The 24,213-nt window shown below is 71.7% G+C and carries 25 protein-coding genes; 14 read left to right on the forward strand and 11 right to left on the reverse strand.

Annotation, left to right across the window (positions count from 1 at the left end):
- Window positions 1–32: 32 nt before the first annotated feature.
- Window positions 33–1,004: a hypothetical protein gene (locus ACFZDK_RS17320; protein ID WP_390973289.1), complete on the reverse strand. Its 972-nt coding sequence runs from the start codon at window positions 1,002–1,004 to the stop codon at window positions 33–35.
- Between the two features lie 392 nt (window positions 1,005–1,396).
- Here ACFZDK_RS17320 and ACFZDK_RS17325 point away from each other — a divergent pair, with 392 nt between their 5' ends.
- From ACFZDK_RS17325 to ACFZDK_RS17340, 4 genes are read left to right on the forward strand one after another with little or no spacing between them, the layout of a single operon-like run.
- On the forward strand, window positions 1,397–2,290 hold the full coding sequence (locus tag ACFZDK_RS17325) for a DMT family transporter (RefSeq protein WP_390973290.1): 894 nt from the start codon (window positions 1,397–1,399) through the stop codon (window positions 2,288–2,290).
- Between the two features lie 34 nt (window positions 2,291–2,324).
- Window positions 2,325–2,903, forward strand: a complete 579-nt coding sequence (locus tag ACFZDK_RS17330) for an NUDIX domain-containing protein (RefSeq protein WP_390973291.1) — start codon at window positions 2,325–2,327, stop codon at window positions 2,901–2,903.
- Between the two features lie 11 nt (window positions 2,904–2,914).
- Window positions 2,915–3,307 carry a DUF202 domain-containing protein gene (locus ACFZDK_RS17335; protein ID WP_355717822.1) on the forward strand — a complete coding sequence of 131 codons (393 nt, stop codon included), beginning with the start codon at window positions 2,915–2,917 and terminating at the stop codon, window positions 3,305–3,307.
- The gene (locus tag ACFZDK_RS17340; RefSeq protein WP_390973292.1) at window positions 3,304–3,618 is read left to right on the forward strand and encodes a DUF202 domain-containing protein; all 315 of its coding nucleotides are present in this window, start codon (window positions 3,304–3,306) and stop codon (window positions 3,616–3,618) included. The genes ACFZDK_RS17335 and ACFZDK_RS17340 overlap by 4 nt, the downstream gene beginning before the upstream one ends.
- Window positions 3,619–3,681: 63 nt before the next feature.
- Here the strand turns inward: ACFZDK_RS17340 and ACFZDK_RS17345 are convergent, their stop codons facing one another.
- Window positions 3,682–4,623, reverse strand: coding sequence for a zinc-binding dehydrogenase (locus ACFZDK_RS17345; RefSeq protein WP_390973293.1), 942 nt, complete (start codon window positions 4,621–4,623; stop codon window positions 3,682–3,684).
- 128 nt (window positions 4,624–4,751) lie between these two features.
- On the opposite strand from ACFZDK_RS17345, the gene ACFZDK_RS17350 reads away from it, so the two are divergent.
- From ACFZDK_RS17350 to ACFZDK_RS17360, 3 genes are all read left to right on the forward strand, one after another.
- Window positions 4,752–5,048 (forward strand): hypothetical protein, encoded by a 297-nt coding sequence (locus tag ACFZDK_RS17350; protein ID WP_390973294.1) that lies wholly within the window; start codon window positions 4,752–4,754, stop codon window positions 5,046–5,048.
- Between the two features lie 170 nt (window positions 5,049–5,218).
- On the forward strand, window positions 5,219–6,241 hold the full coding sequence (locus ACFZDK_RS17355; RefSeq protein ID WP_390973295.1) for a phosphotransferase: 1,023 nt from the start codon (window positions 5,219–5,221) through the stop codon (window positions 6,239–6,241).
- Window positions 6,242–6,247: 6 nt separating this feature from the next.
- Window positions 6,248–7,462, forward strand: a complete 1,215-nt coding sequence (locus ACFZDK_RS17360; RefSeq protein ID WP_390973296.1) for an acyl-CoA dehydrogenase family protein — start codon at window positions 6,248–6,250, stop codon at window positions 7,460–7,462.
- A 53-nt stretch (window positions 7,463–7,515) separates the two neighbouring features.
- On the opposite strand, the gene ACFZDK_RS17365 is transcribed toward ACFZDK_RS17360, so the two are convergent.
- Genes ACFZDK_RS17365 through ACFZDK_RS17375 form a run of 3 tightly spaced genes read right to left on the reverse strand, consistent with a single transcriptional unit; the run spans window position 7,516 to window position 10,577 of the window.
- The gene (locus ACFZDK_RS17365) at window positions 7,516–8,109 is read right to left on the reverse strand and encodes a TetR/AcrR family transcriptional regulator (RefSeq protein WP_359209060.1); all 594 of its coding nucleotides are present in this window, start codon (window positions 8,107–8,109) and stop codon (window positions 7,516–7,518) included.
- Between the two features lie 30 nt (window positions 8,110–8,139).
- On the reverse strand, window positions 8,140–9,816 hold the full coding sequence (locus tag ACFZDK_RS17370; RefSeq protein ID WP_390973297.1) for an AMP-binding protein: 1,677 nt from the start codon (window positions 9,814–9,816) through the stop codon (window positions 8,140–8,142).
- Window positions 9,813–10,577 carry an SDR family NAD(P)-dependent oxidoreductase gene (locus ACFZDK_RS17375; protein WP_390973299.1) on the reverse strand — a complete coding sequence of 255 codons (765 nt, stop codon included), beginning with the start codon at window positions 10,575–10,577 and terminating at the stop codon, window positions 9,813–9,815. The genes ACFZDK_RS17370 and ACFZDK_RS17375 overlap by 4 nt, the downstream gene beginning before the upstream one ends.
- A gap of 230 nt (window positions 10,578–10,807) precedes the next feature.
- On the opposite strand from ACFZDK_RS17375, the gene ACFZDK_RS17380 reads away from it, so the two are divergent.
- Together ACFZDK_RS17380 and ACFZDK_RS17385 are read left to right on the forward strand one after the other, a co-directional pair.
- The gene (locus ACFZDK_RS17380; RefSeq protein ID WP_390973301.1) at window positions 10,808–12,043 is read left to right on the forward strand and encodes an exo-beta-N-acetylmuramidase NamZ domain-containing protein; all 1,236 of its coding nucleotides are present in this window, start codon (window positions 10,808–10,810) and stop codon (window positions 12,041–12,043) included.
- 80 nt (window positions 12,044–12,123) lie between these two features.
- On the forward strand, window positions 12,124–13,464 hold the full coding sequence (locus ACFZDK_RS17385) for a serine-threonine protein kinase (protein ID WP_390973303.1): 1,341 nt from the start codon (window positions 12,124–12,126) through the stop codon (window positions 13,462–13,464).
- A gap of 19 nt (window positions 13,465–13,483) precedes the next feature.
- Here the strand turns inward: ACFZDK_RS17385 and ACFZDK_RS17390 are convergent, their stop codons facing one another.
- Window positions 13,484–16,270 carry a penicillin acylase family protein gene (locus ACFZDK_RS17390; RefSeq protein ID WP_390973305.1) on the reverse strand — a complete coding sequence of 929 codons (2,787 nt, stop codon included), beginning with the start codon at window positions 16,268–16,270 and terminating at the stop codon, window positions 13,484–13,486.
- 269 nt (window positions 16,271–16,539) lie between these two features.
- Here ACFZDK_RS17390 and ACFZDK_RS17395 point away from each other — a divergent pair, with 269 nt between their 5' ends.
- Window positions 16,540–17,142 (forward strand): hypothetical protein, encoded by a 603-nt coding sequence (locus tag ACFZDK_RS17395; RefSeq protein WP_390973306.1) that lies wholly within the window; start codon window positions 16,540–16,542, stop codon window positions 17,140–17,142.
- A 94-nt stretch (window positions 17,143–17,236) separates the two neighbouring features.
- Window positions 17,237–17,956: a 3-keto-5-aminohexanoate cleavage protein gene (locus tag ACFZDK_RS17400; protein ID WP_390973432.1), complete on the forward strand. Its 720-nt coding sequence runs from the start codon at window positions 17,237–17,239 to the stop codon at window positions 17,954–17,956.
- A gap of 17 nt (window positions 17,957–17,973) precedes the next feature.
- Here ACFZDK_RS17400 and soxR read toward each other — a convergent pair whose 3' ends face one another.
- A complete protein-coding gene (gene soxR / locus ACFZDK_RS17405; RefSeq protein ID WP_359209042.1) occupies window positions 17,974–18,444 on the reverse strand; it encodes a redox-sensitive transcriptional activator SoxR in 471 nt (156 codons plus the stop codon).
- Between the two features lie 115 nt (window positions 18,445–18,559).
- Between soxR and ACFZDK_RS17410 the strand changes: the two genes are divergently transcribed.
- Complete coding sequence (locus tag ACFZDK_RS17410; protein WP_390973308.1) at window positions 18,560–19,021, forward strand: MaoC/PaaZ C-terminal domain-containing protein; 462 nt, start codon at window positions 18,560–18,562, stop codon at window positions 19,019–19,021.
- Between the two features lie 13 nt (window positions 19,022–19,034).
- Here ACFZDK_RS17410 and ACFZDK_RS17415 read toward each other — a convergent pair whose 3' ends face one another.
- From ACFZDK_RS17415 to ACFZDK_RS17425, 3 genes are all read right to left on the reverse strand, one after another.
- Window positions 19,035–19,658 carry a TetR/AcrR family transcriptional regulator gene (locus ACFZDK_RS17415; RefSeq protein ID WP_355717780.1) on the reverse strand — a complete coding sequence of 208 codons (624 nt, stop codon included), beginning with the start codon at window positions 19,656–19,658 and terminating at the stop codon, window positions 19,035–19,037.
- A 94-nt stretch (window positions 19,659–19,752) separates the two neighbouring features.
- The gene (locus tag ACFZDK_RS17420; protein WP_355717777.1) at window positions 19,753–20,040 is read right to left on the reverse strand and encodes a YiaA/YiaB family inner membrane protein; all 288 of its coding nucleotides are present in this window, start codon (window positions 20,038–20,040) and stop codon (window positions 19,753–19,755) included.
- 59 nt (window positions 20,041–20,099) lie between these two features.
- Window positions 20,100–21,251 carry an acyl-CoA dehydrogenase family protein gene (locus tag ACFZDK_RS17425; protein WP_390973434.1) on the reverse strand — a complete coding sequence of 384 codons (1,152 nt, stop codon included), beginning with the start codon at window positions 21,249–21,251 and terminating at the stop codon, window positions 20,100–20,102.
- 95 nt (window positions 21,252–21,346) lie between these two features.
- Here ACFZDK_RS17425 and ACFZDK_RS17430 point away from each other — a divergent pair, with 95 nt between their 5' ends.
- On the forward strand, window positions 21,347–21,994 hold the full coding sequence (locus tag ACFZDK_RS17430; protein ID WP_390973310.1) for a TetR/AcrR family transcriptional regulator C-terminal domain-containing protein: 648 nt from the start codon (window positions 21,347–21,349) through the stop codon (window positions 21,992–21,994).
- Window positions 21,995–22,156: 162 nt separating this feature from the next.
- Window positions 22,157–23,101, forward strand: coding sequence for an EamA family transporter (locus ACFZDK_RS17435; RefSeq protein ID WP_390973312.1), 945 nt, complete (start codon window positions 22,157–22,159; stop codon window positions 23,099–23,101).
- Between the two features lie 13 nt (window positions 23,102–23,114).
- Here ACFZDK_RS17435 and ACFZDK_RS17440 read toward each other — a convergent pair whose 3' ends face one another.
- Window positions 23,115–24,203 carry a zinc-binding dehydrogenase gene (locus tag ACFZDK_RS17440; RefSeq protein WP_390973313.1) on the reverse strand — a complete coding sequence of 363 codons (1,089 nt, stop codon included), beginning with the start codon at window positions 24,201–24,203 and terminating at the stop codon, window positions 23,115–23,117.
- Window positions 24,204–24,213: the final 10 nt, after the last annotated feature.

The raw sequence follows: 24,213 nt of genomic DNA on the forward strand, positions 1-24,213 counted from the left end.
TCCCGCAGCCGTAAGGAATCCACAACCTCTTCTCATGAAGCTCCCAGCGCGCGCTCCCGGGCCGCCCGGAACGCCTCGCAGGGGTCGCGGTCCGGGTAGGACCAGGGTGCCGGGGTGGCATGGCGGCCGATGCGCTGGAAGAGGGCCGCGGCCTCGGCGTACCGGCCGGCGCCGGAGGTGGCGTGGGCGAGGTGGTTGAGGTCGACGTGGCGGCGGGGGTGTTCCTCGATGCCCCACTCCAGCCACCAGTCGAAGGCGGCGGTGAGGGCGCGCCGGGCGGAGGGTTCCTCCCAGTGGCCGGCGGCGGCCGGGTCGGCGGGGGCCCGGCCGGTCACGGCCAGCACCCGGTGGCGCTCGGCGTAGGCGACGACCGGGAGGACGGCGAGGGGCGAGTCGGCCGGGGCGGCGGCGGCCGAGCGTTCCGCGAAGGCGCACAGTTCGTACGTCCCCTGGGTCTCGGTCTCCGCGATCCGGGCGGCCATCAGATGGTGGGCGTGGTGGTGCTCGGGGTGCCGGCCGCGCACCTCGCCGAAGATCCGGCGCGTCTCGTCGTCGGTGCCCAGGTACCGGGCCAGCATGAGCAGGCCGAGCCACGGGGTGGGGTCGGCGGGGGCGAGCGCGGCGGCGCGGTCGCAGGCCTCGCGGGCCCGGTCCGGGTCCTCCTTGCCGCGCAGGGCGCGCCGGACCAGGGTCAGCGCGTACAGGGTGGCGGCGCCCGCGGAGCCGGGCTCGGCGAGGAGCCACTCGCGGGCCCAGGCGATGGCGTAGGGCTCGCGGGCGAGAACGGTCACCCGGTGGCCCCGGCGGTCCCAGTCCTCACCCGTATGGAGCAGCAGGGAGCGGGCGGACTGCCAGCGGCCCTGGGCCAACGCGGCACGGGCGGAAATGAGTTCGGCGTCGTCGAGAGCGTCGTCGGGGCAGTGCTCGCACCCGGGGTGCGCTGCCGCGCGGGGAACTTCGGCGACGGCCCGGCCTGGGCCTAAGAGGGGCGGGGTTGGGGGCACCGCGGAACTTCCTGGTTGTCGGGCTGCCATCGGCCGATCACGCACAGCAAACCCCCAGCCAAGACTTTGCGTCAAGCCGAACAGAGACGGTACTCCGTTCAACTACCGTGAGTGGTGCGGAACTTGACGCGCGCCGGAGTCGGGTTGGCGTACCGTGGCCGTGGGGCCCGGGGTTCCGGCTGTGGCGTACGCCATGGCGCGGGCCGTCCCGGCGGCGGACCATGGCCGTAGGGGCTTGGCCGCCGCCCCGATCCACCGTCCGTGATCGATTCGGTCGGCGTGACCGAGTCGACTGCCCGGTTCCGGGCACTCCCGGAGCAATCCCGACCCGGGACCGCTACAGTCGGCCACTACGCACCCCGTAGCCCGGCCGCATGATCGAGGTACGCAGCGTGTCCGTTCTGGTTCTGATTCTCGCCGTGAGCGCGGCCTGTTGCCTGGGCTTCGGGTTCGTGCTCCAGCAGAACGTCGCCCAGAAGGCTCCGCTCAGCGACTTCCTCTCGCCCCGGCTGCTGCTCGACCTGATGCGGGTACCGCGCTGGCTGGGCGGTATCGGCCTGATGGTGGCCGGCATGGTCCTCGGCGCGGTCGCCCTCGGCAAGGGCGAGATCTCCCTCGTCGAACCGCTGCTCGCGACGAACCTCCTGTTCGCCCTCGCCCTCTCCCGGCACCAGACCAAGCACCCCCTCAGCCACCAGGGCTGGGCGGGCCTCATCCTGCTGGCGGGCGGCGTCACCACGTTCATCGTGGCGGGCGAGCCACGCGGCGGGAACGCCGTCGCCAACCCGCTGCGCCACTGGCTGATCATCGGCGTGATGGTCGGCATAGCCCTGCTGCTCACCACCTACGCCAAACGCTCCCGCCTCAGCGCCGGCCCGACCCTGCTCGCCCTGGCCGCCGGTCTCCTCTACGGCGTCCAGGACGCGCTGACCCGGGTCACCAGCACCCGCTTCTCCGAGGGCGGCATCATGGAGGTGCTGACCAGCTGGCAGCCGTACGGCGTGCTGGTGCTGGGCGTCACGGGCCTGATCCTGGTCCAGAGCGCGTTCGAGACCGCCGAGCTCCGCATGTCCCTGCCCGCCCTCACCGCGGCCCAGCCGCTCGCCGGGATCCTGTGCGGCGTCGGCTTCCTGGGGGACCGGCTGCGCACCGACACCGGGGCGCTGGCCTGGGAGGCGGCGGGCCTCGCCGCGATCGTGGCGGGCATCGTGCTGCTGGGCCTGCATCCGGCGATGCCCCGCGGATCGGCACCCCGCGAACCCGCCCTGGACCTCCAGCCGCGCTGACCCCCGCACCCCGTCGGCCTGCTTGGATGACGGCATGAGCGCTGCTGACGAAATCCTCGACATCGTCGACGAGCACGACCAGGTCATCGGGCAGTCCCCGCGCGGCGAGGCGTACGCCCGCGGCCTGCGCCACCGCTGCGTCTTCATCCAGGCCCGCGACACCAGCGGCCGCCTCTTCGTCCACCGCCGCACCGCCACCAAGCTGGTCTTCCCCTCCCTGTACGACATGTTCGTCGGCGGCGTGGTGGGCGCGGGCGAGTCCTACGACACCGCCGCCCTCCGCGAGGCCGAGGAAGAACTCGGCGTGACCGGCCTCCCCCAGCCGACCTTCCTCTTCAAGTTCCTCTACGAGAACGGCGCCGGCCAGAGCTGGTGGTGCGCGGTGTACGAGGTCCACTCCGACCTGCCGGTGCAACCCCAGGTGGAGGAGGTGGCCTGGCACGCCTTCCTGACCGACGAGGAGGTCGTGTCGCGGCTCGGGGAGTGGGAGTGGGTACCGGACGGCCTCGCGGCATGGGAGAAGCTCCGGCTGGAGCGCCCCGAAAGGGGCACGGGGAACTGCGCGACCAGCCCCCACCGGCCCGCGGACGACCCACCGCCCTCCCCCCGGTAGTCTCCCTCCACGTGATCGAATTCGCGCGGAACGTCCGTTTGTGGTTCGCCCCCGAAGAGGTACGCCAGGAGGGCACGACCCCCGACTACCGCTTCTCCCTCGCCAACGAGCGGACCTTCCTCGCCTGGCTGCGCACCGCCCTCGCCCTCATCGGCGGCGGCTTCGCCGTGGACCAGTTCCTGCCCGACCTCAGCCGGGGCTGGCGCGTCGGCCTCGCGCTCGCGCTCCTCGCCGCCGGCGTCCTGTGCTCGCTCCGCGCCGTGAACCACTGGATGCGCTGCGAGCGCGCGATGCGGCGCGGTGAGGACCTGCCGGTGTCCCGGTTCCCGGCCCTGCTGAGCGTCGTCGTCGCCGTGGTGGCCGTCGCGATGGTCGTCGTCGTGCTCGTCGGGTGGGAAGGATGACGGAGCCGGCCCGCGACCCGGGGCTCCAGCCGGAGCGGACCCGGCTGGCCTGGCGCCGTACGACCCTGTCGGCGACCGTCGCCGGCGTCCTCGCGGCGAAGGCCGCGGTGCACGACGGTGCCTCGGCCGACGGAGTCGTCATCGGCGCCCTGTGCTGCGCCCTGTGGCTCGGCTTCCTCCTGATCGCCCACCGCCGCATCCGGGCCCTCGCGGCCACCGACCGCCCCGCGGCACTGGCCCCGCGCCGGGCGACCGCCGCGGTGTTGTGCACGGTCGCCATCGCGGTCTGCGCCGCCGCACTGGTCGTATGAGGACCCGGCCGAGGACTCAGCGCTCCTCGGGCTGAGGAGTCACTCCCCCCTCCGGCTGAGAAGTCAGCCCTCCTCCGGCCAGTCCACGGTCACCACCAGCTTGCCCCGGGTGTGCCCCTCCTCGCTGCGCCGGTGTGCGTCGGCCGTCCGCTTCAGCGGGAACGTCTCGGTGACATGGACGGTCACCGCTCCCTGCTCGGCGAGCGCGGCGAGCCGTGCCAGGTCCTCGGCGTCGGGCCGTACGAAGCAGTAGCGGCCGCCGAAGTCGACGATGTCCGGGTCGGCGATCGAGGCCATCCGTCCCTCGGGGGCGAGCAGGTTCGCGGAGACGGTCAGGGCCTCGCCGCCGACGGTGTCGAAGACCGCGGCGACGCCTTCCGGGGCCAGTCCGCGAACGCGTTCCGCCAGTCCCGGACCGTAGGCCACCGGCTCTGCGCCCAGCCCCCGTACGAAGTCGTGATGGGGTTCGCTCGCCGTGCCGATGACCCGGGCGCCGAGGTGGGCCGCGATCTGCACGGCGAGCGAGCCGACCCCGCCGGCGGCGGCGTGCACGAGGACGGTCTCTCCGCGCTTGACCTCCAGGGTGTGGACCAGCACCTGATAGGCGGTGAGTCCGGCCAGCGGCAGCCCGGCGGCCTCCTCGAAGGAGAGGTTGCGCGGTTTGCGGGCGAGGGTGCGCACCGGGGCGGCGACGTACTCGGCGAAGGTGCCCCGGGAGAGGAAGTCCTCGCGGACGTAGCCGATCACCTCGTCGCCGACCGCGAACTCGGTGACCGCCGCCCCCGGCCGTACCACGACCCCGGAGACGTCCCAGCCGGGGATGACCGGGAAGACGGCGTCCAGGACACCGTCCAGAAGGCCTTCACGGCACTTCCAGTCGACCGGGTTGACGGCCGCCGCCCGGACCTTCACCAGCACCGAGTCGGGGCCGACCTTCGGGTCCTGGACCTCGCCGTACTCCAGTGTCCCGGGTCCGCCGTACCGGCTGTAGCTGATCCCCTTCATGCAATCGACCCTCCGGGGTACTCGGGCGCCACGCAACCGGGATGCCCGCATATGCGCGGTTCGCGTGGCAGCCTGTCCGTCGGCATCACGCCACTCTCCTGAACCCCGCACCCCCGAAGGTGAGCACCATGACCATCCTTCATCAGGAACACACCGCGCACAGCCACCTCCACGGACCGGACTGCGGCCACGACCGGGTGCCGCACGGCGACCACGTCGACTACGCGCACAACGGGCATCTGCACCGCGAGCACGGCGGCCACTGGGACGAGTGCGAGCCCGACGGGCACGTGACCCACGCGGACCACGAGCACCGGCACGGCGACGGCTGCGGGCACACCGGTGTCCTGCACGGCGACCACATCGACTACCTGCACGACGGGCACCGGCACGCCGAGCACGACGGCCACTGGGACGACCACTGAACCGGCCCGGTCCACCATCGGTGGCTCCCCGTCGTGCGCGCGCGGAGAGCCACCGTCTCCCGGCCGGGGCTTAGGGTGGTCCCGGTCACTTTCGGCTCACTCGCTGGACGACATACCGACTGGTCGGCATCATAAGTCGGGTCCTGTTCATTCGTTCGTAGGAGCGATGCATGAGCCCCGACCACCCGCCCGGACTGGATCTCGACCGGCTGCGCGGACTGCTCGACCGCGAGCGCCCCGGCCTGGTGACCGGTCCTCTGACCGGAAGGCTGATCGAGGGCGGACGGTCGAACCTCACCTACGCGATCTCCGACTCCACCGCGAAGTGGGTCGTACGGCGGCCCCCGCTCGGCCATGTCCTCGCCACCGCGCACGACATGAAGCGCGAGCACCGCGTGATCAGCGCGCTGCACCCGACCGAGGTGCCGGTGCCGGCCCCGGTGCTGCTGTGCGAGGACGAGGAGGTGCTCGGCGCGCCGTTCTATGTGATGGAGTTCGTCGAGGGCACCCCCTACCGCACCGCCGAGCAGCTCGCCCCGCTCGGCGCGGAGCGCACCCGCAACGCGGTGCTGTCGCTCGTCGACACGCTGGTCGAGCTGCACGCCGTGGACCCCGGGCAGGTCGGCCTCGCCGACTTCGGGCGCCCGGAGGGGTTCCTGGACCGGCAGCTGCGCCGCTGGGGCAAGCAGCTGGACGCCTCCCGCAACCGTGACCTGGCCGGCATCGACGAGCTGCACGCGACCCTGGGCCGCCGGCTGCCCGACTCCCCCGCGGCCACCGTCATCCACGGCGACTACCGCCTCGACAACGTCCTGATCGGCGACGACGACCAGATCAAGGCGATCCTCGACTGGGAGATGTCCACGCTCGGCGACCCGCTGACCGACCTGGGCCTGCTGGTGATGTACAGCCAGCCGCTGGGCGCGCCCGACTCGCCGGTGTCGACCACGGCCGAGGCACCCGGCCACCCGTCCCCGCAGGAACTGGTCGAGCGCTACGCGGCCCGCTCCGGCCGGGACGTCTCGCACATCTCCTGGTACACGGCGTTCGCCTGGTTCAAGCTCGCCGTGATCCTGGAGGGCATCCACTACCGGTACACGCTGGGCCAGACCCTCGGGCAGGGCTTCGACCGCATCGGCGAGCTCGTCCCCGTCTTCATCGAGCACGGACTGACCACTCTTCAGGAAGGCTGACCGGCCATGGACTTCGCGTTCGACGCACGCACCGAGGAACTGCGCGCCAAGCTGCTCGCCTTCATGGACGAGTACGTCTACCCGGCCGAGCCGGTCGCCGAGGAGCAGCGCGCGGCGCTGGCCTCGCCGTGGGACACCCCGGCCGTGGTCGAGGAGCTGAAGGCCGAGGCCCGCAGGCAGGGCCTGTGGAACCTCTTCCTGCCCGACGCCGAGTACGGCGCCGGCCTCACCAACCTCCAGTACGCGCCGCTCGCCGAGATCACGGGCCGCTCCCCGCACCTGGCGCCCACCGCGCTGAACTGCGCGGCCCCGGACACCGGCAACATGGAGGTGCTCGCCCAGTTCGCCGACGAGGCGCAGAAGAAGCAGTGGCTGGAGCCGCTGCTGGCCGGTGAGATCCGCTCCGCGTTCGCCATGACCGAGCCGGAGGTGGCCTCCTCGGACGCCACCAACATCACCACGTACATCGAGCGGGACGGCGACGACTACGTCATCACCGGCCGCAAGTGGTACATCTCCGGGGCGATGAACCCGGACTGCAAGATCTTCATCGTGATGGGCAAGACCGACCCGGACGGCGCCGACATCCGGCGCCAGCAGTCCATGGTCCTGGTCCCGCGCGACACCCCCGGAGTCACCGTGAAGCGCGCGATGCAGGTCTTCGGCTACTCGGACCACTCGCACGGCGGCCACGCCGAGGTGATCTTCGACCACGCGCGCGTGCCGGTCTCCCACCTGGTCGGCGAGGAGGGCGGCGGCTTCGCCATCGCCCAGGCCCGCCTCGGCCCGGGCCGGATCCACCACTGCATGCGGCTGATCGGCATGGCCGAGCGGGCGATCGAGCTGATGTGCCGCAGGGCCGTCTCCCGCCAGGCCTTCGGCAAGGCGCTGGCCCAGCAGGGCGTGGTGCACAACTGGATCGCCGACGCGCGGGTGACCGTCGAGCAGCTGCGGCTGCTGGTCCTGAAGACCGCCTGGCTGATGGACACCGTCGGCAACCGCGGCGCCCACACCGAGATCCAGGCCATCAAGATCGCCACCCCGCGCGCGGTCGTCGACATCATCGACCGGGCGATCCAGCTGCACGGCGCGGGCGGCGTCAGCCAGGACTTCCCGCTGGCCGAGCTGTACGCCTCGGCCCGGACCCTGATGATCGCCGACGGCCCCGACGAGGTGCACCAGCGGTCGCTGGCCCGCCGGGAGCTGAAGAAGTACCTGTAGGCGCAGGAAAAGACCGGCGGCCCCGTGATCGGGGCCGCCGGTCTTTTCGCGTCTCAGGGCCGCAGTGCCCGCAGCAGCAGGTCGGCCAGGTGGTCGGCGACCTCCTGCGGAGCCATGGGTCCGTCCGGCCGATACCAGGTCGACAGGTGGTGGACCGAGCCGAAGTGGTAGTCGACGACGAGATCCGCCGGGGTCGCGGTCGAGAAGACGCCCTCGCGCTGGCCCTCCTCGATGAGTGCGCGGAAGCGTTCGTGGTAGCGCCGGCGCTCGGCGCGCACCTGCTTGTTCTTCTCCGGGCTCAGATGGTGCATGGACCGGAAGAAGATCGACGCGTCGTCGAGGTTCTCGATCGTCGTCACGACGACGTCGGCCGCCGCGCCCCGCAGCCGTTTCTCGATCGGCTCGTCCGCGTTCGCGAAGGCGTCGAGCCGTTCCTGCTGGACGCGCAGCATGCGCGCGTACACCTCGTGCAGGAGGTCGTCCTTGGAGCCGAAGTAGTGGTACAGCGCCCCCTTGGTGACGCCGGCCGCCTCCACGATCTCCTGCACGGAGGTGCGGTCGTAGCCCTGCTCCGCGAAGAGCCGGGTGGCGGCGGCAAGGAGCCGCTGCGGAACGGGAGCCCCGTCCCCGTCCGTCGTCCTGGGCACTGCCGCCACCTGCCTTCCTCGTCGTCTCTGCTAACCCTGTTGCGGTCGGGAACGCAGTTCCCGTCGGAGGATCTTCCCACTTGCCGTCTTCGGCAGGTCGGGCAGGATCTCCACCTGGCGCGGGTATTTGTAGGCCGCCAGTCTCTCCTTGCAATAGAGGGCGAGATCGTCCGGGTCGGTTGCAGCTCCCGGGCGAAGACTGATGTAGGCCTTGACGGTCTCCCCGCGGTACCCGTCGGGCACGCCGACGACGGCCGCCTCGCGCACCGCCGGATGGGTGTACAGCACGTCCTCGACCTCGCGCGGCCAGACCTTGAAGCCGGACGCGTTGATCATGTCCTTCTTGCGGTCGACGACGTACAGCCAGCCCTGCGGGTCCATGAACCCGATGTCGCCGGTGCGCAGTTCGCCGTCCGGGAAGGTCTCCGCGGTGGCCTCGGGCCGCCGCCAGTACCCGGGCACGACCTGCGGCCCGCGCACCGCGATCTCGCCCTGCTCCCCGAAGGCCACCTCGCGGCCCGCGTCGTCGATGATCCGTACGACCGTGTCCGGACCGGACACGCCGACCGCGAGCGTCCCGGAGACCGGGTCGACCGGCGCCTCCAGGCCCGGCGGCACGGAAGCGCACGGCGCGGTGCACTCGGTCAGCCCGTAGCCGTTGCGGATGTACGGCCCGTACCCCGCGCGGAACTTCTCCACCAGCGCCGGCGGCAGCGGCGCGCCGCCCGAGGAGATGTTCACGAAGGAGGCGAAGTGCTCCGGGGTGACGTCCGGGTGGGCGGCAAGGGCCATGAAGGCGGTGGAAGGACCCACCGTGTACTGCGGGCGGTGCTCGGCGAACGCCTCCAGGACCAGGCCCGGCTCGAAGCGGTACGTCAGTACCAGGGTGCCCGCGCTGGTCAGGCAGGCGCCGAGCTGGCAGACCATGCCGGTGATGTGGAACAGGGGCGCGAGGGCGTAGTAGACCGGCGCCTCGGGAAGCGCGAGCCCGGTCCGCTGCCGCTCGGCGTTGTACATGATGTTGCCGTGCAGGTTGGTGGCGCCCTTGGGGGCGCCGCTGGTCCCCGAGGTGTAGCTGATCAGCGCGATGTCGGAGGGCGCCGGATCCCGCCCCTCGGGCGCCTTGCCGCCCCGCCGCGCGACCTCGACCAGGTCCTCGGCGTCGGCGGCCTGCGGCAGCCGCTCGAAACCCAGCACGCGCGCGTCGTCCCGCGTCTGGAAGTCCAGCTCGCTCGCGGTGAGCACGATCCTGACCGGCGAGTCGGCGGCCGTGTCGCGCAGATACGACTCCCAGGCCCGCTGCGAGCAGACCAGCGCGGCGACCTCGCCGTCCCGCAGGACGTGGGAGACCTCCCCCGACTTGTACATCGGGTTGACCGGCACCACGGTCGCGCCCGCCTTCCAGGCGCCGAGCAGCGCGAGCACGAAGTGCGGCGAGTTCTGCAGGACGACGGCGACCCGGTCGCCGCGTTCCAGGCCGCGCTCGGCGAGGTGGGCGGCGACGGAGTCGCTCAGCTCGTCGACCTCGCGGAAGCTGAGGCGGGCGTCGAAGTAGGCGAGGAAGGGACGGTCGGGTGCCTCGGCGACGGCCGCGCGCAGGGCGTGCACCAGTGAGTCGGGGGGATCGACCGGCCCGCGCTGGGCCTCGTTGAGCAGCGCCGCCCAGGGCCGGGCGGCGTAGATGGACTCGGTCTCAGCCTCACTCACCGGACGGCCTCCCACTTCTGCTGGATGTGGTTCATGTTCGTCAGCCAGCGGTCCGGGTCGGCGGCCCGTGCCTGGTAGAAGTCGGCGACCTCGGGATGCGGCAGGATCAGGAACCGGTCCTCCGCCATACCCTTGAACAGCGCGTCCGCGACGGCGTCCGGCTCGATGGCGGTCGGCTGCAGCACGATATCGCCCGCGCTGCCGGTGGCGGCGAGCATGTCGGTACGGACGCCCTGCGGGCAGATGGCGTGCACGTTCAGGCCGCGGTGCCGGTAGGTCAGCGACAGCCACTCGGCGAAGGCGTACGCGGCGTGCTTGGTGACGCTGTACGGGGCGGCGCCGATCATGGTGAGCAGCCCGGCGGCGGACACGGTGGACACGAACCGCCCGCTCCCCCGCTCCAGCCACTCCGGCACGAGCTCCTGCGCGGCCCGCACATGCGCCATGACATTGACGTCCCAGGCCGAGGCCCACACGGCGTCCTCGGCCGCCTCGGACCCACCCGACCCGAGCCCCGCGTTGGCGCAGTACACGTCCACGGCCCCGCCGAGCGCGTCCCGGGCGGCCCCGACAATGCCGGACGCGTCCCCCGGAACGGCGATCCCGCCGATCTCCGCGGCGACGGCGGCCGCCTTCTCCCCGTCCAGGTCGTTCACCACGACACGGGCCCCCTCGGCAGCGAACCGACGCGCCAGCGCAGCCCCGATGCCACCTCCCGCCCCGGTGACCACGACTCGGGCATCTTGCACGGCTCCCACCATCGGTCTCCTTCGACACGACGCGACCAGACTCGGCTCAGCAACGACACACTAACCGGTCGGTATGTTTGAGAAAAGGGCGACTGTCACACCCCCTAAGTGCGCAGGGCCACGCTTCGAGAAGCGACCACTGCAACCCCCTGGGGGCGCGGGGCTGTATCGATGTGCGGCTCCGCCGCGTGGGCGCGACCAGCCGCACACGACCCGCACCCGGACGACGACGGAGGCCACCCATGCGCCCTTCCAGACGAAGTCTGCTCGCAGCAGCCTCGGCAGCGGCCGTGTCATCCGTACCCATGGCCACGACAGCCGACGCCCCCGCCCACCTCAAGACCGGTTTCGACCGCCTCGCCGCCGACGGCTACTCCCTCCTCGGCGGCCAGAAGGTCGGCATCGTCACCAACCCCACCGGCATCACCCAGGACGTCCGCCACATCGTCGACGTCATGCACGCCGACCCCCGCGTCCGGCTCACCGCCGTCTTCGGCCCCGAGCACGGCTTCCGCGGCACCGCCCAGGCCGGTGGCTCCGAGGGCCGCTACGACGACCCGGCGACCGGCCTCCCCGTGTACGACACGTACCTCAAGAGCGGCCGGCCCCTCGCCGACGTCTTCACCGCCTCCGGCGTGGACACCGTCGTCTTCGACATCCAGGACGTCGGCGCCCGTTTCTACACGTACATCTGGACCCTGTACGACTGCATGGAGGCGGCTCAGCCGGCCGGGAAGCGGTTCGTCGTCCTGGACCGCCCGAACCCGGTGACCGGCCGGACGGCCGAGGGCCCGGTCCTGCACAGGGAGTTCGCCAGTTTCGTCGGCCGGCAGCCGATCGCGCAGGCGCACGGGATGACGGTCGCCGAGCTGGCCCGGCTGTTCAACGCCCGGTTCCTGGACACGCCGGTCGCCCTGGACGTCGTACCGATGACCGGCTGGCGGCGTTCCCGCTTCTACGACGCCTACGGCCTGCCCTGGGTGCCGCCGAGCCCCAACATGCCCACCCCGGACACGGCCCTCGTCTACTCGGGCACGTGTCTGTTCGAGGGCACGAACCTGTCCGAGGGGCGCGGCACCACCCGGCCCTTCGAACTCCTCGGCGCGGAGGGCATCGACGCGCGCTGGGCGGCCGCCGTCAACGAGCTCGCGCTGCCGGGCGTGCGGTTCCGGGAGGCGTACTTCGCGCCGACCTTCTCGAAGTTCCAGGGGAAGACGGTCGGCGGGGTGCAGATCCATGTGCACGACCGGGCCGCCTACGACCCCGTCCGTACCGGAGTCGCCCTGCTGGTCACCGCGAAGAAGGTGTGGGACGGCTTCGCCTGGCGGTCGGACGGCTGGATCGACAAGCTCACCGGCTCCACGAGCGTGCGCACGCTGATCGACGCGGGCGCGGACACCGACGAGGTCGTCGGCGCCTGGCAGGACGAGCTGGCCGCGTTCCGTCGCATTCGAAAGGAATTTCTCCTCTACAGGTGAGGCGCGTCGTATGGCCAACCTTGCCCGTCGGCGGGACGATGCGCGCACATCGCACCGGTTCGGGGGACGAGGAGCCCGGTATGGCGGATCCTGGGATGAGTGTGACTCCCTATTGGGAGCTGACCTTCGACGCCGACGGGGATCCGGACGGCGCCGAACGCGACCGGCTGCTGGGCGAGGTCACGGGCCACGGGGTCCGTGACCTGATCGTCTTCGCGCACGGCTGGAACAACGACCGTTCGGGCGCGACCGCCCTGTACCGGCAGTTCTTCGCGCCGATCCCGAAGCTCGCGCCGAAGGCGCAGATCGGGTACGTCGGGGTCATCTGGCCGTCGATGCGGTTCTGCGACGAGCCGATCCCCGACTTCCCGAGGTCGGCGGTGGCCGCGGAGGCGGTGGAGACCCCGGCCGCCGCACTCGACAAGGACACCCGGCGCGCTCTCCTGGAGGCCTTTCCGGAGCGGGCCACCGTGGTCGACCAGATCGCGGGGATGCTGGAGCGGCGTCCGGCGGACGGGCTGGAGCAGTTCGGGCAGCTGGTGAGGGTGCTCGTCGACGTCCGGCCCCGGGGCCCGCAGCCGCTCCTCGCGGCGGACACGCTCACGGACGGCACGTCCGAGGGCGAGTCGGTGCTGTTCTCCGGGGACACGGCGGATCTGTGCGGGGAGTTCGCGCAGGCGCTGGCGTCCCTCCAGCCGGCCGCCGGGTTCGCGCTGCCGAATCCGTGGGACGGCGCGAAGGAGCTGCTGCGGCAGGCGACGTACTACGCGATGAAGCGGCGCGGGGGGATCGTCGGGGAGCGCGGGCTCGGGCCGTTGCTGGGGCGGCTGGCCGCGGCGGCGCCGGAGGTGCGGGTGCATCTGGTCGGGCACAGCTTCGGCGGCCGGCTGGTGTCGTTCGCGCTGCTGGGACTGCCGGACGGGGTGCGCGCGGTCAAATCCGTGACGCTGCTGCAAGGGGCCTTCTCGCATTACGCGTTCGCCGACCGGCTGCCCCACGACCCGCGCGCGGCCGGGGCGCTGCGGGGCCGGCAGAACCGGATCGACGGTCCGCTGGTGTGCTGCTACTCCCACTTCGACCAGGCGCTCGGCACGTTGTATCCGCTGGCCTCGCGGATGGCGGACGAGAACCGGTCGATCGCGCCGCAGGAGCCGCCGGTCGAGGAGTTCGGGCTCCCGGGACTGGGGCAGGTGCTGGGGGCCGAGTGGGGCGCGATGGGCCATGACGGTGTCCAGGCGGTGCCGGGCACGCGGTCACTGGATCTGGCGGCGGCCCTGAGCGGCCCGCTCGCCGCGTCGGGTTGTGTGAACGTCGACGCGGCGGCGGTCGTGAACAAGGGCGGCCCGCCGGCCGGGGCGCACAGCGACATCGTGCACCCCGAGCTGGCGCGGGTGGTGCTGGCGGCGGGGCGCATCGTGTGACCCCGCCGCCGTGAGTGGGTCACCGGTGTGACGTGAACTCCACCACCTGCTGGAAGGTCGGCCGGTTCTGCCAGCTGATGTTGTAGTGCTTGATGCCGCCCAGGGTGCGCTGGACGATCGAGTCGGCGCACCACTGGTCGCCCGCCGAGCACAGGGTGTCCCCGGGGTAGACCGTGGACGCGCTGGTGCCGGCCGCCGTCTTCAGCGTGCTGATCAGGATGTCCCGGCAGGCGCTGAGGCTGCCGCCGCCGCAGTACTGCGCGGCCAGCGGTCCGGACACGGTCTGCCCGAGCACCGACCGGATGTCCTTGTCGACATAGCTCCACCAGCCGTACTGGAAGGAGCTGCCCGCGTGCGAGCCGGTGGGCCCGTGTGCGGCCGACGGTGACTCGTCGATCGGCAGGTTGGCGGTGAGCGCGGTGTACAGGTCGGAGCCGAGGCCGGGTTGGAACTCGGCCTTCACCAGCAGCGGCCACCAGGCGTCGAAGATCCGGATGGCGTCGGAGTTGGCGTACGTCTTCGAACCCGCCGAGGTCTCCGTGCGCTTGGCGCCCGCGGTCAGCCAGGTCTGGAGCTTGGTGACGGCCGCGGCGGCCGTGGAGTCGGTGACCGTGCTGCTGTTGATCACCTTCAGCAGGTTCGGCAGCACGTCCTCACCCCGCAGGTCCTCCAGCGATGCGTCTGCCATGGCCTTGACAAGCGAGGAGCGGGTGACGCCCCCGGCGGCGACGAGTTTCTTCACCCGGTCGTTGAGGAGGTTGCCCCGGTGGACCGAGCCGTCGCCCCAGCTCGCGGTCGTGTAGTCGAGCGCCTGTTTGTTGTTCCAGGAGACGTAGTAGTCCTGGTCGATGGAGTTGGGGTGCTGGGAGGCCGGGGTGTAGTCGGAGGTGTTGGTGGTCGGGTTCCAGTTCTGCCACTCGTAGGCGGCCTGGCCCCAGACCGGGAACTCGGGGTCGACACCGCTCGCGCGCACCGGGTTGTCACCGCTGTTGTAGTACGCGGTGTGCGAGGAGTCGGCGTAGAACCAGTTGAAGGTGTAGTTGATGTGCTGCACCGCGCTCTGGAAGGTCTGCGGGCTCTTCACATAGTCGGGATCGTTCAGCATCTGGAAGCCGATGATCGAGTCGGCCTCGTGCATGTAGGAGGAGCGCAGGGTGGTGTAGGCGACCCTCTTCCCGCCGACCGTCGCCCGGTATTGGACGGGTCCGTACTTGGTCTTCCACACTCTCATCGTGTACGAGCCGGCGGCGGTGGAGTCGGCCGTGGTGGGCGTCCAGGAGTTCTTCTGCTCCACCTTGTCCATGGCCGTGCAGGTGCCGTGGTACAGGTAGTGGTAGTCGTCCTGGCAGAGTTCGACCGCGTAGGAGTCGATGATGTCCTGACCGGAGGTCGTGGCGGACCACGCGTAGTCCTGGCCGCGGCCGAGTTCGACGTACATGCTCAGCCCGGCGAAGGAGGCACCGCGGGCGCTGATGCCCGGGCCCTGGATCTCCTGGAGCATGAGCAGCTGCGGGGCGAAGTAGCCGGTCTGCGGTCCGAAGACGGCGATGGGGTGACCGCTCGCGGTGTACTTGCCGCTGACCACGAGGGCGTTGGACATCCCGCGCCTGGCCGAGCTGAGCGCGGTCGCGGTCGCCGCGGCGGAGGCCGCGCTGGCGCTCTGGTCGGCGCCGGTGCCGGTGGCGTCGTAGACCAGCGGCTCGGTGGTCACCGTTCCGGAGTCCGGCAGCGCCTCGCCCTTCGGGTCGGAGGGCTTGGTGCCGTAAGGGAAGCTCTCGCCGTTGTGGACCGTGAGCACGGCCTCGGGGTCGTTGCGCTCACGGAACGACTCCCAGACCTTGGTGCCCTGTTGCACGCCGTACTGCTGCTGGGCGGCGAGCAGGGAGATGGCGTTGTTGACCTCGCCACCGCCGCCGGAGCCGAACAGCGTGCCGATCACGGAGGCCAGCGCCACCAGGTCGGTGATCTTGAAGTGGTCGATCGTGCCGGCGTTGGTGATCGAGTCCTTGTGCCCGGTCAGGACGTACTCACCGGGGAAGTAGCGTCCGCTGTCGGAGGCGTCGATATAGGAGTTGATGCCGGCGAGGTAGGCGTTGGCGTCGTCGAGCGCCTGCTGGCCGCGGGTGCCGTTGTTGGCGACGGCGTTGTCGATCTGCGCCTGGAGGTCGGCCTCGGTGTAGGGGGCGTTTCGGTAGAACTGCTGTTCAAGGCCCTGGTTGGAGGCGGCACCGCCGGCGAAGGTGGTGAGCTGGCCGCGCCCGACGTGCCGGAACACGTCCATGAGCCACAGCCGGTCCTCAGCTGCCGCATAACCGGCCCCGAACTCGGTGCCGTATCTGGTGGTACCAGTGATGTGCGGCACACCGGTCGCCTTGTCGCGGACGATGGTGACGTCGCTGCGGCCGGCCGGACTCTCCGTGGAGGCGACTTGACTCGATGCGACCCCGAACGACGAGTCGTTGAAGAACGTGTTGATCTTCGCGTCGGTGAGGGTGGAGTAGCCGGTGGCCAGGTTGGCATAGGGGCCGAGCTGGTCCTCGGCGTGGCTGGGCTGGGTACCGAAGGCCTGGTTGAGCAGGATCTGGGCGAGAGTGGCGTTGCCGTTCTCGCCGGGCGGCAGGATGTCCGAACACTGCCCGCCGCAGTAGTCGTTGGATGCGGCCGCGGCAGCCGGGGTCGCCTGGGCCAGCGGGGAGAGCAGGCCGACCACGAGAACGCAGACGGATGCGACTTTCAGGAACCCGGGGAACTTGCGGGGAGTTCTCACTCTGTCGAACAACGCGTGATGTCTGGCGCGTCGTTGCATGACATCTCCTCTGGACGAGGGGTGGTGCCGGACGTTACCGCCGGTATCCCCGAGATTGAAGATGAACATGCGTCAAGTTTTGGAGTGGTCGTCGGCACGACCGGCGCCACCGGCCGTCGGTCAAGGCGGGCGGCCTTATGGACGGCATCGGAAATCGGATGGAGCCGATTCGCGTGTCGATACGTCTATACGGCAACGTCGCGCGAAGTCCGTGCGGCGACGCCGAAGTGACCGAAGTACAGGTGCAGGTGTGACGGAGGTGCAGGGCGATGGCCGGTTTCCGGAGTCTGGCGAGACAGGTGCGAGACCCGCGGTGCGATCTGGCGCTGCGGCGTTACTCACTGCGCAAGTGCCTGGAGCGGTTCGCTCCTTACGGGCACCGCGCGACCTGGGACCATCTGTGTGCGCGGGCCGGGTTCGGCCCCGAGGACCGGTCCCCCGATCCGGCGCGTCTCGTGGGCGCACTGGAGGAGCTGGAGGAGGCGCGGGCGGTCTGGCTGGCCTATGAGGTCGAGTTCGCCGAGCGCCGCAAGAAGGAGAAGCACGACGGGCTGCGCCGCCCGGGCAGCGTGGACGACTGGCACCGGCTGACCTGGGGCGGATTCGGAGTGGCCTGGTGCGACGACCCACGGGTCCATCCCGACGAACCACTCGCCGAGGTGCTGCGACGGCTGATCGCCGCCCTGGAGCGCGAGCCGGGCACGGTCTGCCCGGTGTGCGCGGGGGAGCGCCTCATCTGGAAGTACGACCTGGACCACGAGCCCTCCGCCGGTCCGGTCTGCGCGGACTGCGGGATCCTGGTGCCGCGTCCGGTGCTCACCGCCGACGCCCTGGCCTGCGCCAGGCGCGGGCGGCTGCTCATGTCGGCCTGATCACACGGGGGTGCGCCGGGGATGCCGCACCCCCCAACTGCCGGGAGAACCGGCCCTTGTCAGTGGTGCCTGGCACCATCGGGACATGGCGCGGCTGCTGCAGGTGTGTCTCAACGGACGCCGTACGGGCGCCGACGGCGCGGGGGTGCCGTTGTCACCGGCGGCGCTGGCCCGGTCCGCGGCCGAGGCGGTGGCGGCGGGGGCCACGGAGGTCCATGTCCACCCGAGGACGCCGTGCGGGCACGAGAGTCTGTCCCCGCGCGCGGTCGGCCCGGCGCTGGAGGCGATACGGGCGCGGGTGCGGGTGCCGGTCGGCGTGACCACGGGCGCCTGGACCGAACCTGACCCGACGGCCCGGCTGGAGCGCGCCCGGTCCTGGTCGGTACGGCCGGACTTCGCCTCGGTCAACTGGCACGAACCGGGCGCCGAGGAACTGGCGGCGCGGTTGCTGGACCTGGACATCGGCGTGGAGGCGGGCATCTGGTCGGGGACGGACGGGGCGGCGCGGTTCGCGGCCTCCCCCCTGGGCCCGCGTGTGCTCAGGGTGCTGGCCGAGGTGACGGACCCCGACCCGGACACGGCCGAGGAGTCGGCGCGCACCCTGCTCGCCGAGCTGGGCGCGGCCCGCGGCCGACCGGTCCTCCTGCACGGCGAGGAGGGCGGCACCTGGCCGGTGCTGCGGCTCGCGGGGCGGCTCGGACTGGCCACCCGCGTCGGCCTGGAGGACACCCTGCTCCTGCCGGACGGCGGACGGGCGCGGTCCAACGCCGAGTTGGTGGCCGCGGGGCTGGCCCGGTACGGGCCGTGGCCGTAGTCGCCGCCCGGCCACCCCTACGGCCGGCGCTCGGTCCCTTCCGGCAGCAGCCTGGACCCCGCCCGCCGTTCACCGAAGACGTCGTCCGGGTTGGACAGCACACAGGTGTCCAACGACAGACAGCCGCAGCCGATGCAGTCGGTGAGATGGTCGCGCAGGCGGTTGAGGTGGCGGATGCGCTGGTCCAGTTCCGCCCGCCACGCCTCGGAGAGGCGGGCCCAGTCCTCCCGGGTCGGGGTGCGCTCCTCGGGGAGTTCCGAGAGCGCCTCGCGGATCGTGGCCAGCGGGATGCCCACGCGCTGCGCCGCCCGGACGAAGGCGACCCGGCGCAGGGTGTCACGGGTGTAGCGGCGCTGGTTGCCGGAGGTCCGCCGACTGCTGATGAGGCCCTTGGCCTCGTAGAAGTGCAGTGCGGAGACGGCGGCGCCGCTGCGCGCGGACAGCTGGCCGACGCTCAGCTCGTGGATCTTCTCGGGAATCTGCGGCACCCCGCAGAGATTACCCATCGGACGCGGACCGCAGTCCGTTGACAGCGGATCCGCACCCGACCATGCTAAGCAGTTGCTTAGACAATGTGTGTGCGAGTGCGAGAGGGCCGGCGACATGGCAGAACCGAGGATCTTCACCTCCCCCGACGACCTGAAGGCGGCCGTGGGCGAGCAGCTGGGCCACACCGACTGGCTGGAGGTCGACCAGAAGCGGATCGACCTGTTCGCGGAGGCGACGGGCGACCACCAGTGGATCCACGTCGACCCGGAGAAGGCGGCCGCGGGCCCGTTCGGGACGACCATCGCGCACGGCTATCTGACCCTGTCGCTGCTCCCGCTCTTCGGCCCGCAACTGATCAAGGTCGAGGGCGTGAAGATGGGCGTGAACTACGGCACCAACAAGGTCCGTTTCCCCGCCCCCGTCCCGGTCGGCTCCCGGCTGCGCGCCACCGCGACCATCACCGGGGTGGAGGACGTCACGGGCGGCGTCCAGGTGACGGTCGCCTTCAGCGTGGAGCGCGAGGGCGGCGACAAGCCGGTCTGCGTCGCGGAGTCGGTGTCCCGGTACTACCTCTGAGGACGGCGGGCGGCTACTTGGCCCCGACCATCCGCAGCACGAGGTCGGCGTAGAGCGCGCCGACCTCCTCGGGGGTCCGGGGGCCGTTCACGTTGAACCAGCGGGCGACGTCGATGGAGAGCGAGAGCACCGCGAGGGTGGTGCCGCGCACGTCGATGACGTCGAACTCGCCGGACTCGACGCCCTCCTGGATGATCCCGCGCACCTCGGCGTCGACCTGATGGCGCAGGTCGAGGATCTCGGCGCGGGCGTCGGGGCCGAGGGCGTCGAGTTCGTACTGCACGACCCGGGCGGTGGTGCGCCGCCCGGCGTGCCAGCGGACGAAGGAGCTGACGGCGTCGGCGAGCCGCTCGGTGGCGGTGCCCTCACGCCGGGCGGCCGTCTGGAGGATCTCCAGGGCCCGGTCGTGACCGATGCGGCTGATCCGGTGGAGCAGCTCTTCCTTGGTCTTGTAGTGGATGTAGAGCGCGGCGGGGCTCATGCCGGCGCGGCCCGCGATGTCGCGGGTGGTGGTGGCGTGGTAGCCGCGCTCGGCGAAGGCCTCCACGGCGGCGACCAGCAGTCGCCGGGCCGCGTCAGGGGTGACCTCTTCCCACGGCTCGATCTCGCCGCCGGTCGTCTCCTCCGCCGTACTCATTGCTCGCCTCGCCCCTCTCGATACCGGAGCTCCACCATACCGCCGAAGCTGAGCGAGCGCTTAGTGTGCCCGCTCAGAGCTTTCCAGAAGCCCTTCAGAGCTTCTCGAAGGGGTCGTGTTCGGCGAGCAGCTTCTCCAGCCGGGCCTGGTCGACGCGGCTGACGATCTGGCCGGCCTCCTGGCGGTCGCGGATGACCTTCGCGAGCGTGAAGGCGGAGGTGACGAGGTAGAGGACGGCGATGCCGAGGAAGCCGCGCACCCAGGCGTCGGCCTGCAGCCGGAAGATGCCGATGACGGTGGCCGCCATCGCGATGCCGAAGGAGGCGACGGCCTGGCCGTAGAAGGCGGCGGTGTTCTGCTGTCTGACGGGTGTCTCACTCATGGGTCCAGCATCGGCGGACGTGGCCCGCGCCACATCCGCCGGGATACTCAGGGACGTACTCAGAACGCCGAAACGCCGGTCAGCGCCCGCCCGATGAGCAGCTTCTGGATCTGGCTGGTGCCCTCGTAGAGGGTCATCACGCGGGCGTCGCGCAGGAGTTTGCCGACCGGGTACTCGTCGATGTAGCCGTAGCCGCCGAAGACCTGGAGGGCGTTGTTGGCGGCGCGCACGGCGGCCTCGGAGGCGAAGAGCTTGGCCTTGGAGGACTCGGTGGCGAACGGCAGGCCGCGGTCGATGAGATCGGCGACCCGCCAGGTCAGCAGCCGGGCCGCGTCCACGTCGACGGCGATGTCGCTGATCAGCTCCTGGACCAGCTGGTGCCCGGCGATCGGCGTGCCGAACTGCTCGCGCTCCCCGGCGTACTGCACGGCCGCGTCCAGCGCCGCCTGGGCTATGCCGACGCAGCCGGCCGCCACCGACATCCGCCCCTTGGCCAGCGCCGACATGGCGACGGAGAAGCCCTTGCCCTCCGGTCCGAGCATCGCGGAGGCGGGGACCCGGACGTCTTCCAGCACGAGCTCGGCGGTGGCCTGGCCGCGCAGCCCGAGCTTGCCGTGCACGGCGCGGCGGGTGAGGCCGGGCGTGTCGGCCGGCACCAGGAAGGCGGAGACGCCCTTGTGTCCCGGCGCGTCGGCGGAGCGGGCGAAGAGGAGCACCACGTCGGCCCAGGTGCCGTTGGTGATGAACATCTTGGTGCCGTTGACGACGTACTCGTCGCCTTCGCGAACGGCACGGGTGGTGAGGTTGCCCGCGTCGGAGCCGGTGCCGGGTTCGGTGAGGGCGAAGCAGCCGACGTAGGTGCCGGAGGTCAGCCCCGGCAGCCAGCGCCGCTTCTGCTCCTCGGTCCCCCAGCCGGCGATGGTCTTCGTGACGAGCCCGAGGGACACCGACACGATCCCGCGCACGGAGGAGTCCCCGCGGCCCAGTTCCTCCGTGACCAGGCAGTACGACAGGTGGTCGCCACCCGAGCCGCCGTACTCCTCCTCGACGGTCAGACCGAGGAAGCCGACCTCGCCGAGCTTCTTCACGATCCCCCGGTCGACCTCCTCCGCCCGGTCCCAGGCGATCACGTGCGGGGCGATCTCCCGCTCCACGAAGTCCCGGGCGAGCTGCCGTACGGCGGCCTGCTCCTCGCCGAGTCCCAGGTTCACCATGCGACCACCCCTGTCGGATCCCGAAAGCCGTTCAAGGCCGTACATTTAAATTAGCACTGCTAGTTTATCGTTGCAGCCCTACTATGTGCGCCATGGCCCGACCGCGCAAGCCCCTCCTCAGCACCGACCGGATCGTCCTGGCGGCACGGGAACTCGTGGACGCGGAGGGGCTGGCGGCCGTCTCCACACGGCGGCTCGCGGCCGAGCTGGGGGTGAGCGGGCCCTCGCTCTACAACCACTTCCGCACCAAGGACGAGATCCTGGAGGCGGTCGCGGACTCGGTGAGCGCGCAGGTCGACCTGTCGATGTTCGAGGACGGCGACGGCCGGGACTGGCGGACCGCGCTGCACGACTGGGCCGTGTCCTACCGCGCCGCGCTGCGCGACCACCCGAACATCGTCCCGGTCCTCGCCCGGGGCCCCGGCCGCCGCCCGGCCGGACTGCGGCTCGCCGACGCGGTCTACGGCGCGATGGTGGGCGCGGGGTGGCCGCCGGCCCAGGCGACCTCGATCGGGGCGCTGATGCGGTACTTCATCATGGGCTCGGCGCTGGGGTCGTTCGCCGGGGGGTTCGTGGACGACGCGAGCGCGTACGATCCGGCCGACTATCCGCACCTCGGGCAGGCGCATCTGCTGGCGGACCAGCAGGAGAAGATCGACGAGCGGGCGTTCGAGACGGGGTTGCAGGCGTTGCTGGACGGGTTGGGGGAGCAGTTCGCGGGGGTGGAGGAGGGGGTGTGAGGGGTGCGCCGGCCGGTTGTCGGGTGCGGGTGGGTGGGGGCTGGTCGCGCCCACGCGGCGGCGCCGCGTATCGATACTGCCCCGCGCCCCTGACGGGGCGCTCAAGCCACCCGTCCGAAATCCGCCGGCCCCCGTCCTCCCCCACTCCCTACCCTCGGCCTCATGAAGAACCTCGCCGCTCGCGCCCCCCAGCGCTTTCTCCCCGCCGCCGCCGCTGTCGTCACCGTTGTCCTGTGGGCGTCGGCGTTCGTGTCGATCCGTAGTGCGGGGGACTCCTACTCGCCGGGCGCGCTCGCGCTCGGGCGGCTGCTGTCCGGGTCTCTGGTGCTCGGGGTGTTGTGTGTCGTGCGGCGGGAGGGGCTGCCGGACAGGGGCGCGTGGCGCGGTATCGCGGTGTCGGGGCTGCTCTGGTTCGGCTTCTACAGCGTCGTGCTGAACTGGGGCGAGCAGCAGGTGGACGCCGGTACCGCCGCCCTGGTCGTGAACATTGGCCCGATCCTGATCGCGCTGCTCGGCGCCCGGCTGCTCGGGGACCCGATGCCGCCGCGGCTGCTGGCGGGGATGGCGGTGTCGTTCGCGGGTGCGGTGACCGTCGGCCTTTCGATGTCGGGCCGGGGCGGCTCCTCGGTGCTGGGTGTGGTGCTGTGTCTGCTGGCGGCCGTCGCGTACGCGGGCGGTGTGGTCGCGCAGAAGCCCGCGCTGGGCCGGGCGAGCGCGCTCCAGGTGACGACGTTCGGGTGTCTGATCGGTGCCGTCGCCTGTCTGCCGTTCTCCGGGCAGCTGGTCGGCGAGGCGGCCGACGCCCCGCTCTCCGCGACCCTGAACATGCTGTACCTGGGCGTGTTCCCGCTGGCCCTGGCGTTCACGACGTGGGCCTACGCGCTGGCGCGGACGACGGCCGGCAAGATGGGCGCGACGACGTACGCGGTGCCCGCGCTGGTCGTCCTGATGTCGTGGCCGGCGCTCGGCGAGGTGCCCGGGGTGCTGACGCTCGCGGGCGGTGTGCTGTGCCTGGCCGGTGTGGCGGTGTCCCGGTCGCGGGGGCACGCCTCCCGGGTCGTGGCCGCGCAGGAGACACGGCCCGAGGAGGCGCGGGAGTCGGCGTGAGGACGCCCCCCGCTCAGAACACCACCAGCGCCCGGCCGCCCTTGCCCGCCAGCATGTTCTCGAAGGCCGCCGGGATGCCGTCCAGGGCGATGCGTTCCGTCACCAGCGCGCCCAGGTCCAGACGGCCCGCCCGGACGTGTTCGGCGAGCACCGGCAGGTCGCGGGCCGGGTCGGAGTTGCCGTAGACGCAGCCGGAGAGGGTGCGGCCCCAGTGGAAGAGCTCCAGGGCGTTGAAGGTGACCTGTTCCGTCTTGCCGCCGATGCCGACCACCGTCGTACGGCCGCCCCGGCGGGTGGACTCCCAGGCCGCGCGGATGCTGACCGCGCGGCCGACGCATTCGACGGAGACGTCGACGCCTTGTCGGGCGGTGAGGGCGCGGATCGCGCGGGGTGTGGTGTCGGAGGCGACGACGTAGTCGGTGGCGCCGGCCGCCCGTGCCAGCTCCTCCTTCTCCGGGGAGACGTCCACGGCGACGATCCGGGACGCGCCGGCGATCCGGGCCGCCTGGACGGTGGCGAGGCCGACCCCGCCGACGCCGAACACCGCGACCGTCTCGCCCTCGCGGACCCGCGCCGAGTTGTGGATCGCGCCGTAGCCGGTGAGCACCGCGCAGCCGAGGAGGGCCGCGTCGGTGAGCGGGATGCCGTCTGGGAGGGGCAGCACGCAGGACTCGGTGACCACCGTCTCCTCGGCGAAGGCCGCCACGTTCAGGCCGGGGTGGAGCTCGGTGCCGTCCAGCGTGTGGGCGTGGACGTCGGCGGCGCCGGCCAGCGCGTCGGCGCACAGCCAGACCTCGCCGAGCGCGCAGGCATGGCAACGGCCGCAGGCGGGAGCCCAGTTGAGGACGACCGGGTCGCCGGGCGAGAGCCGGGTGACGCCCTCCCCCACCGCCACCACCGTGCCCGCGCCCTCGTGGCCGAGGACCGCGGGGACCGGCACCCGCATGGTGCCGTCGGACAGGGAGAGGTCGGAGTGGCAGACGCCGGCGGCGGCGAGGCGGACCCGGACCTGCCCGGGGCCGGGGTCCGGGAGTTCGATCCCGGTGACGGACAACGGGGCGCCCACGGCGGGCAGTACGGCGGCGCGGACCTGGAATGCCATGCGGGCAACC

The sequence above is a fragment of the Streptomyces sp. NPDC007901 genome, from assembly GCF_042959465.1.
Taxonomy (GTDB): Bacteria; Actinomycetota; Actinomycetes; order Streptomycetales; family Streptomycetaceae; genus Streptomyces.

Coding starts and splice junctions, on each gene's coding strand:
- ACFZDK_RS17330 (WP_390973291.1), top strand. CDS start 2,325: ATGAGCGCTGCTGACGAAATCCTCGACATCGTCGACGAGCACGACCAG.
- ACFZDK_RS17340 (WP_390973292.1), top strand. CDS start 3,304: ATGACGGAGCCGGCCCGCGACCCGGGGCTCCAGCCGGAGCGGACCCGG.
- ACFZDK_RS17345 (WP_390973293.1), bottom strand. CDS start 4,623: ATGAAGGGGATCAGCTACAGCCGGTACGGCGGACCCGGGACACTGGAG.
- ACFZDK_RS17350 (WP_390973294.1), top strand. CDS start 4,752: ATGACCATCCTTCATCAGGAACACACCGCGCACAGCCACCTCCACGGA.
- ACFZDK_RS17355 (WP_390973295.1), top strand. CDS start 5,219: ATGAGCCCCGACCACCCGCCCGGACTGGATCTCGACCGGCTGCGCGGA.
- ACFZDK_RS17360 (WP_390973296.1), top strand. CDS start 6,248: ATGGACTTCGCGTTCGACGCACGCACCGAGGAACTGCGCGCCAAGCTG.
- ACFZDK_RS17375 (WP_390973299.1), bottom strand. CDS start 10,577: ATGGTGGGAGCCGTGCAAGATGCCCGAGTCGTGGTCACCGGGGCGGGA.
- ACFZDK_RS17380 (WP_390973301.1), top strand. CDS start 10,808: ATGCGCCCTTCCAGACGAAGTCTGCTCGCAGCAGCCTCGGCAGCGGCC.
- ACFZDK_RS17385 (WP_390973303.1), top strand. CDS start 12,124: ATGGCGGATCCTGGGATGAGTGTGACTCCCTATTGGGAGCTGACCTTC.
- ACFZDK_RS17390 (WP_390973305.1), bottom strand. CDS start 16,270: ATGCAACGACGCGCCAGACATCACGCGTTGTTCGACAGAGTGAGAACT.
- ACFZDK_RS17395 (WP_390973306.1), top strand. CDS start 16,540: ATGGCCGGTTTCCGGAGTCTGGCGAGACAGGTGCGAGACCCGCGGTGC.
- ACFZDK_RS17410 (WP_390973308.1), top strand. CDS start 18,560: ATGGCAGAACCGAGGATCTTCACCTCCCCCGACGACCTGAAGGCGGCC.
- ACFZDK_RS17415 (WP_355717780.1), bottom strand. CDS start 19,658: ATGAGTACGGCGGAGGAGACGACCGGCGGCGAGATCGAGCCGTGGGAA.
- ACFZDK_RS17420 (WP_355717777.1), bottom strand. CDS start 20,040: ATGAGTGAGACACCCGTCAGACAGCAGAACACCGCCGCCTTCTACGGC.
- ACFZDK_RS17430 (WP_390973310.1), top strand. CDS start 21,347: ATGGCCCGACCGCGCAAGCCCCTCCTCAGCACCGACCGGATCGTCCTG.
- ACFZDK_RS17435 (WP_390973312.1), top strand. CDS start 22,157: ATGAAGAACCTCGCCGCTCGCGCCCCCCAGCGCTTTCTCCCCGCCGCC.
- ACFZDK_RS17440 (WP_390973313.1), bottom strand. CDS start 24,203: ATGGCATTCCAGGTCCGCGCCGCCGTACTGCCCGCCGTGGGCGCCCCG.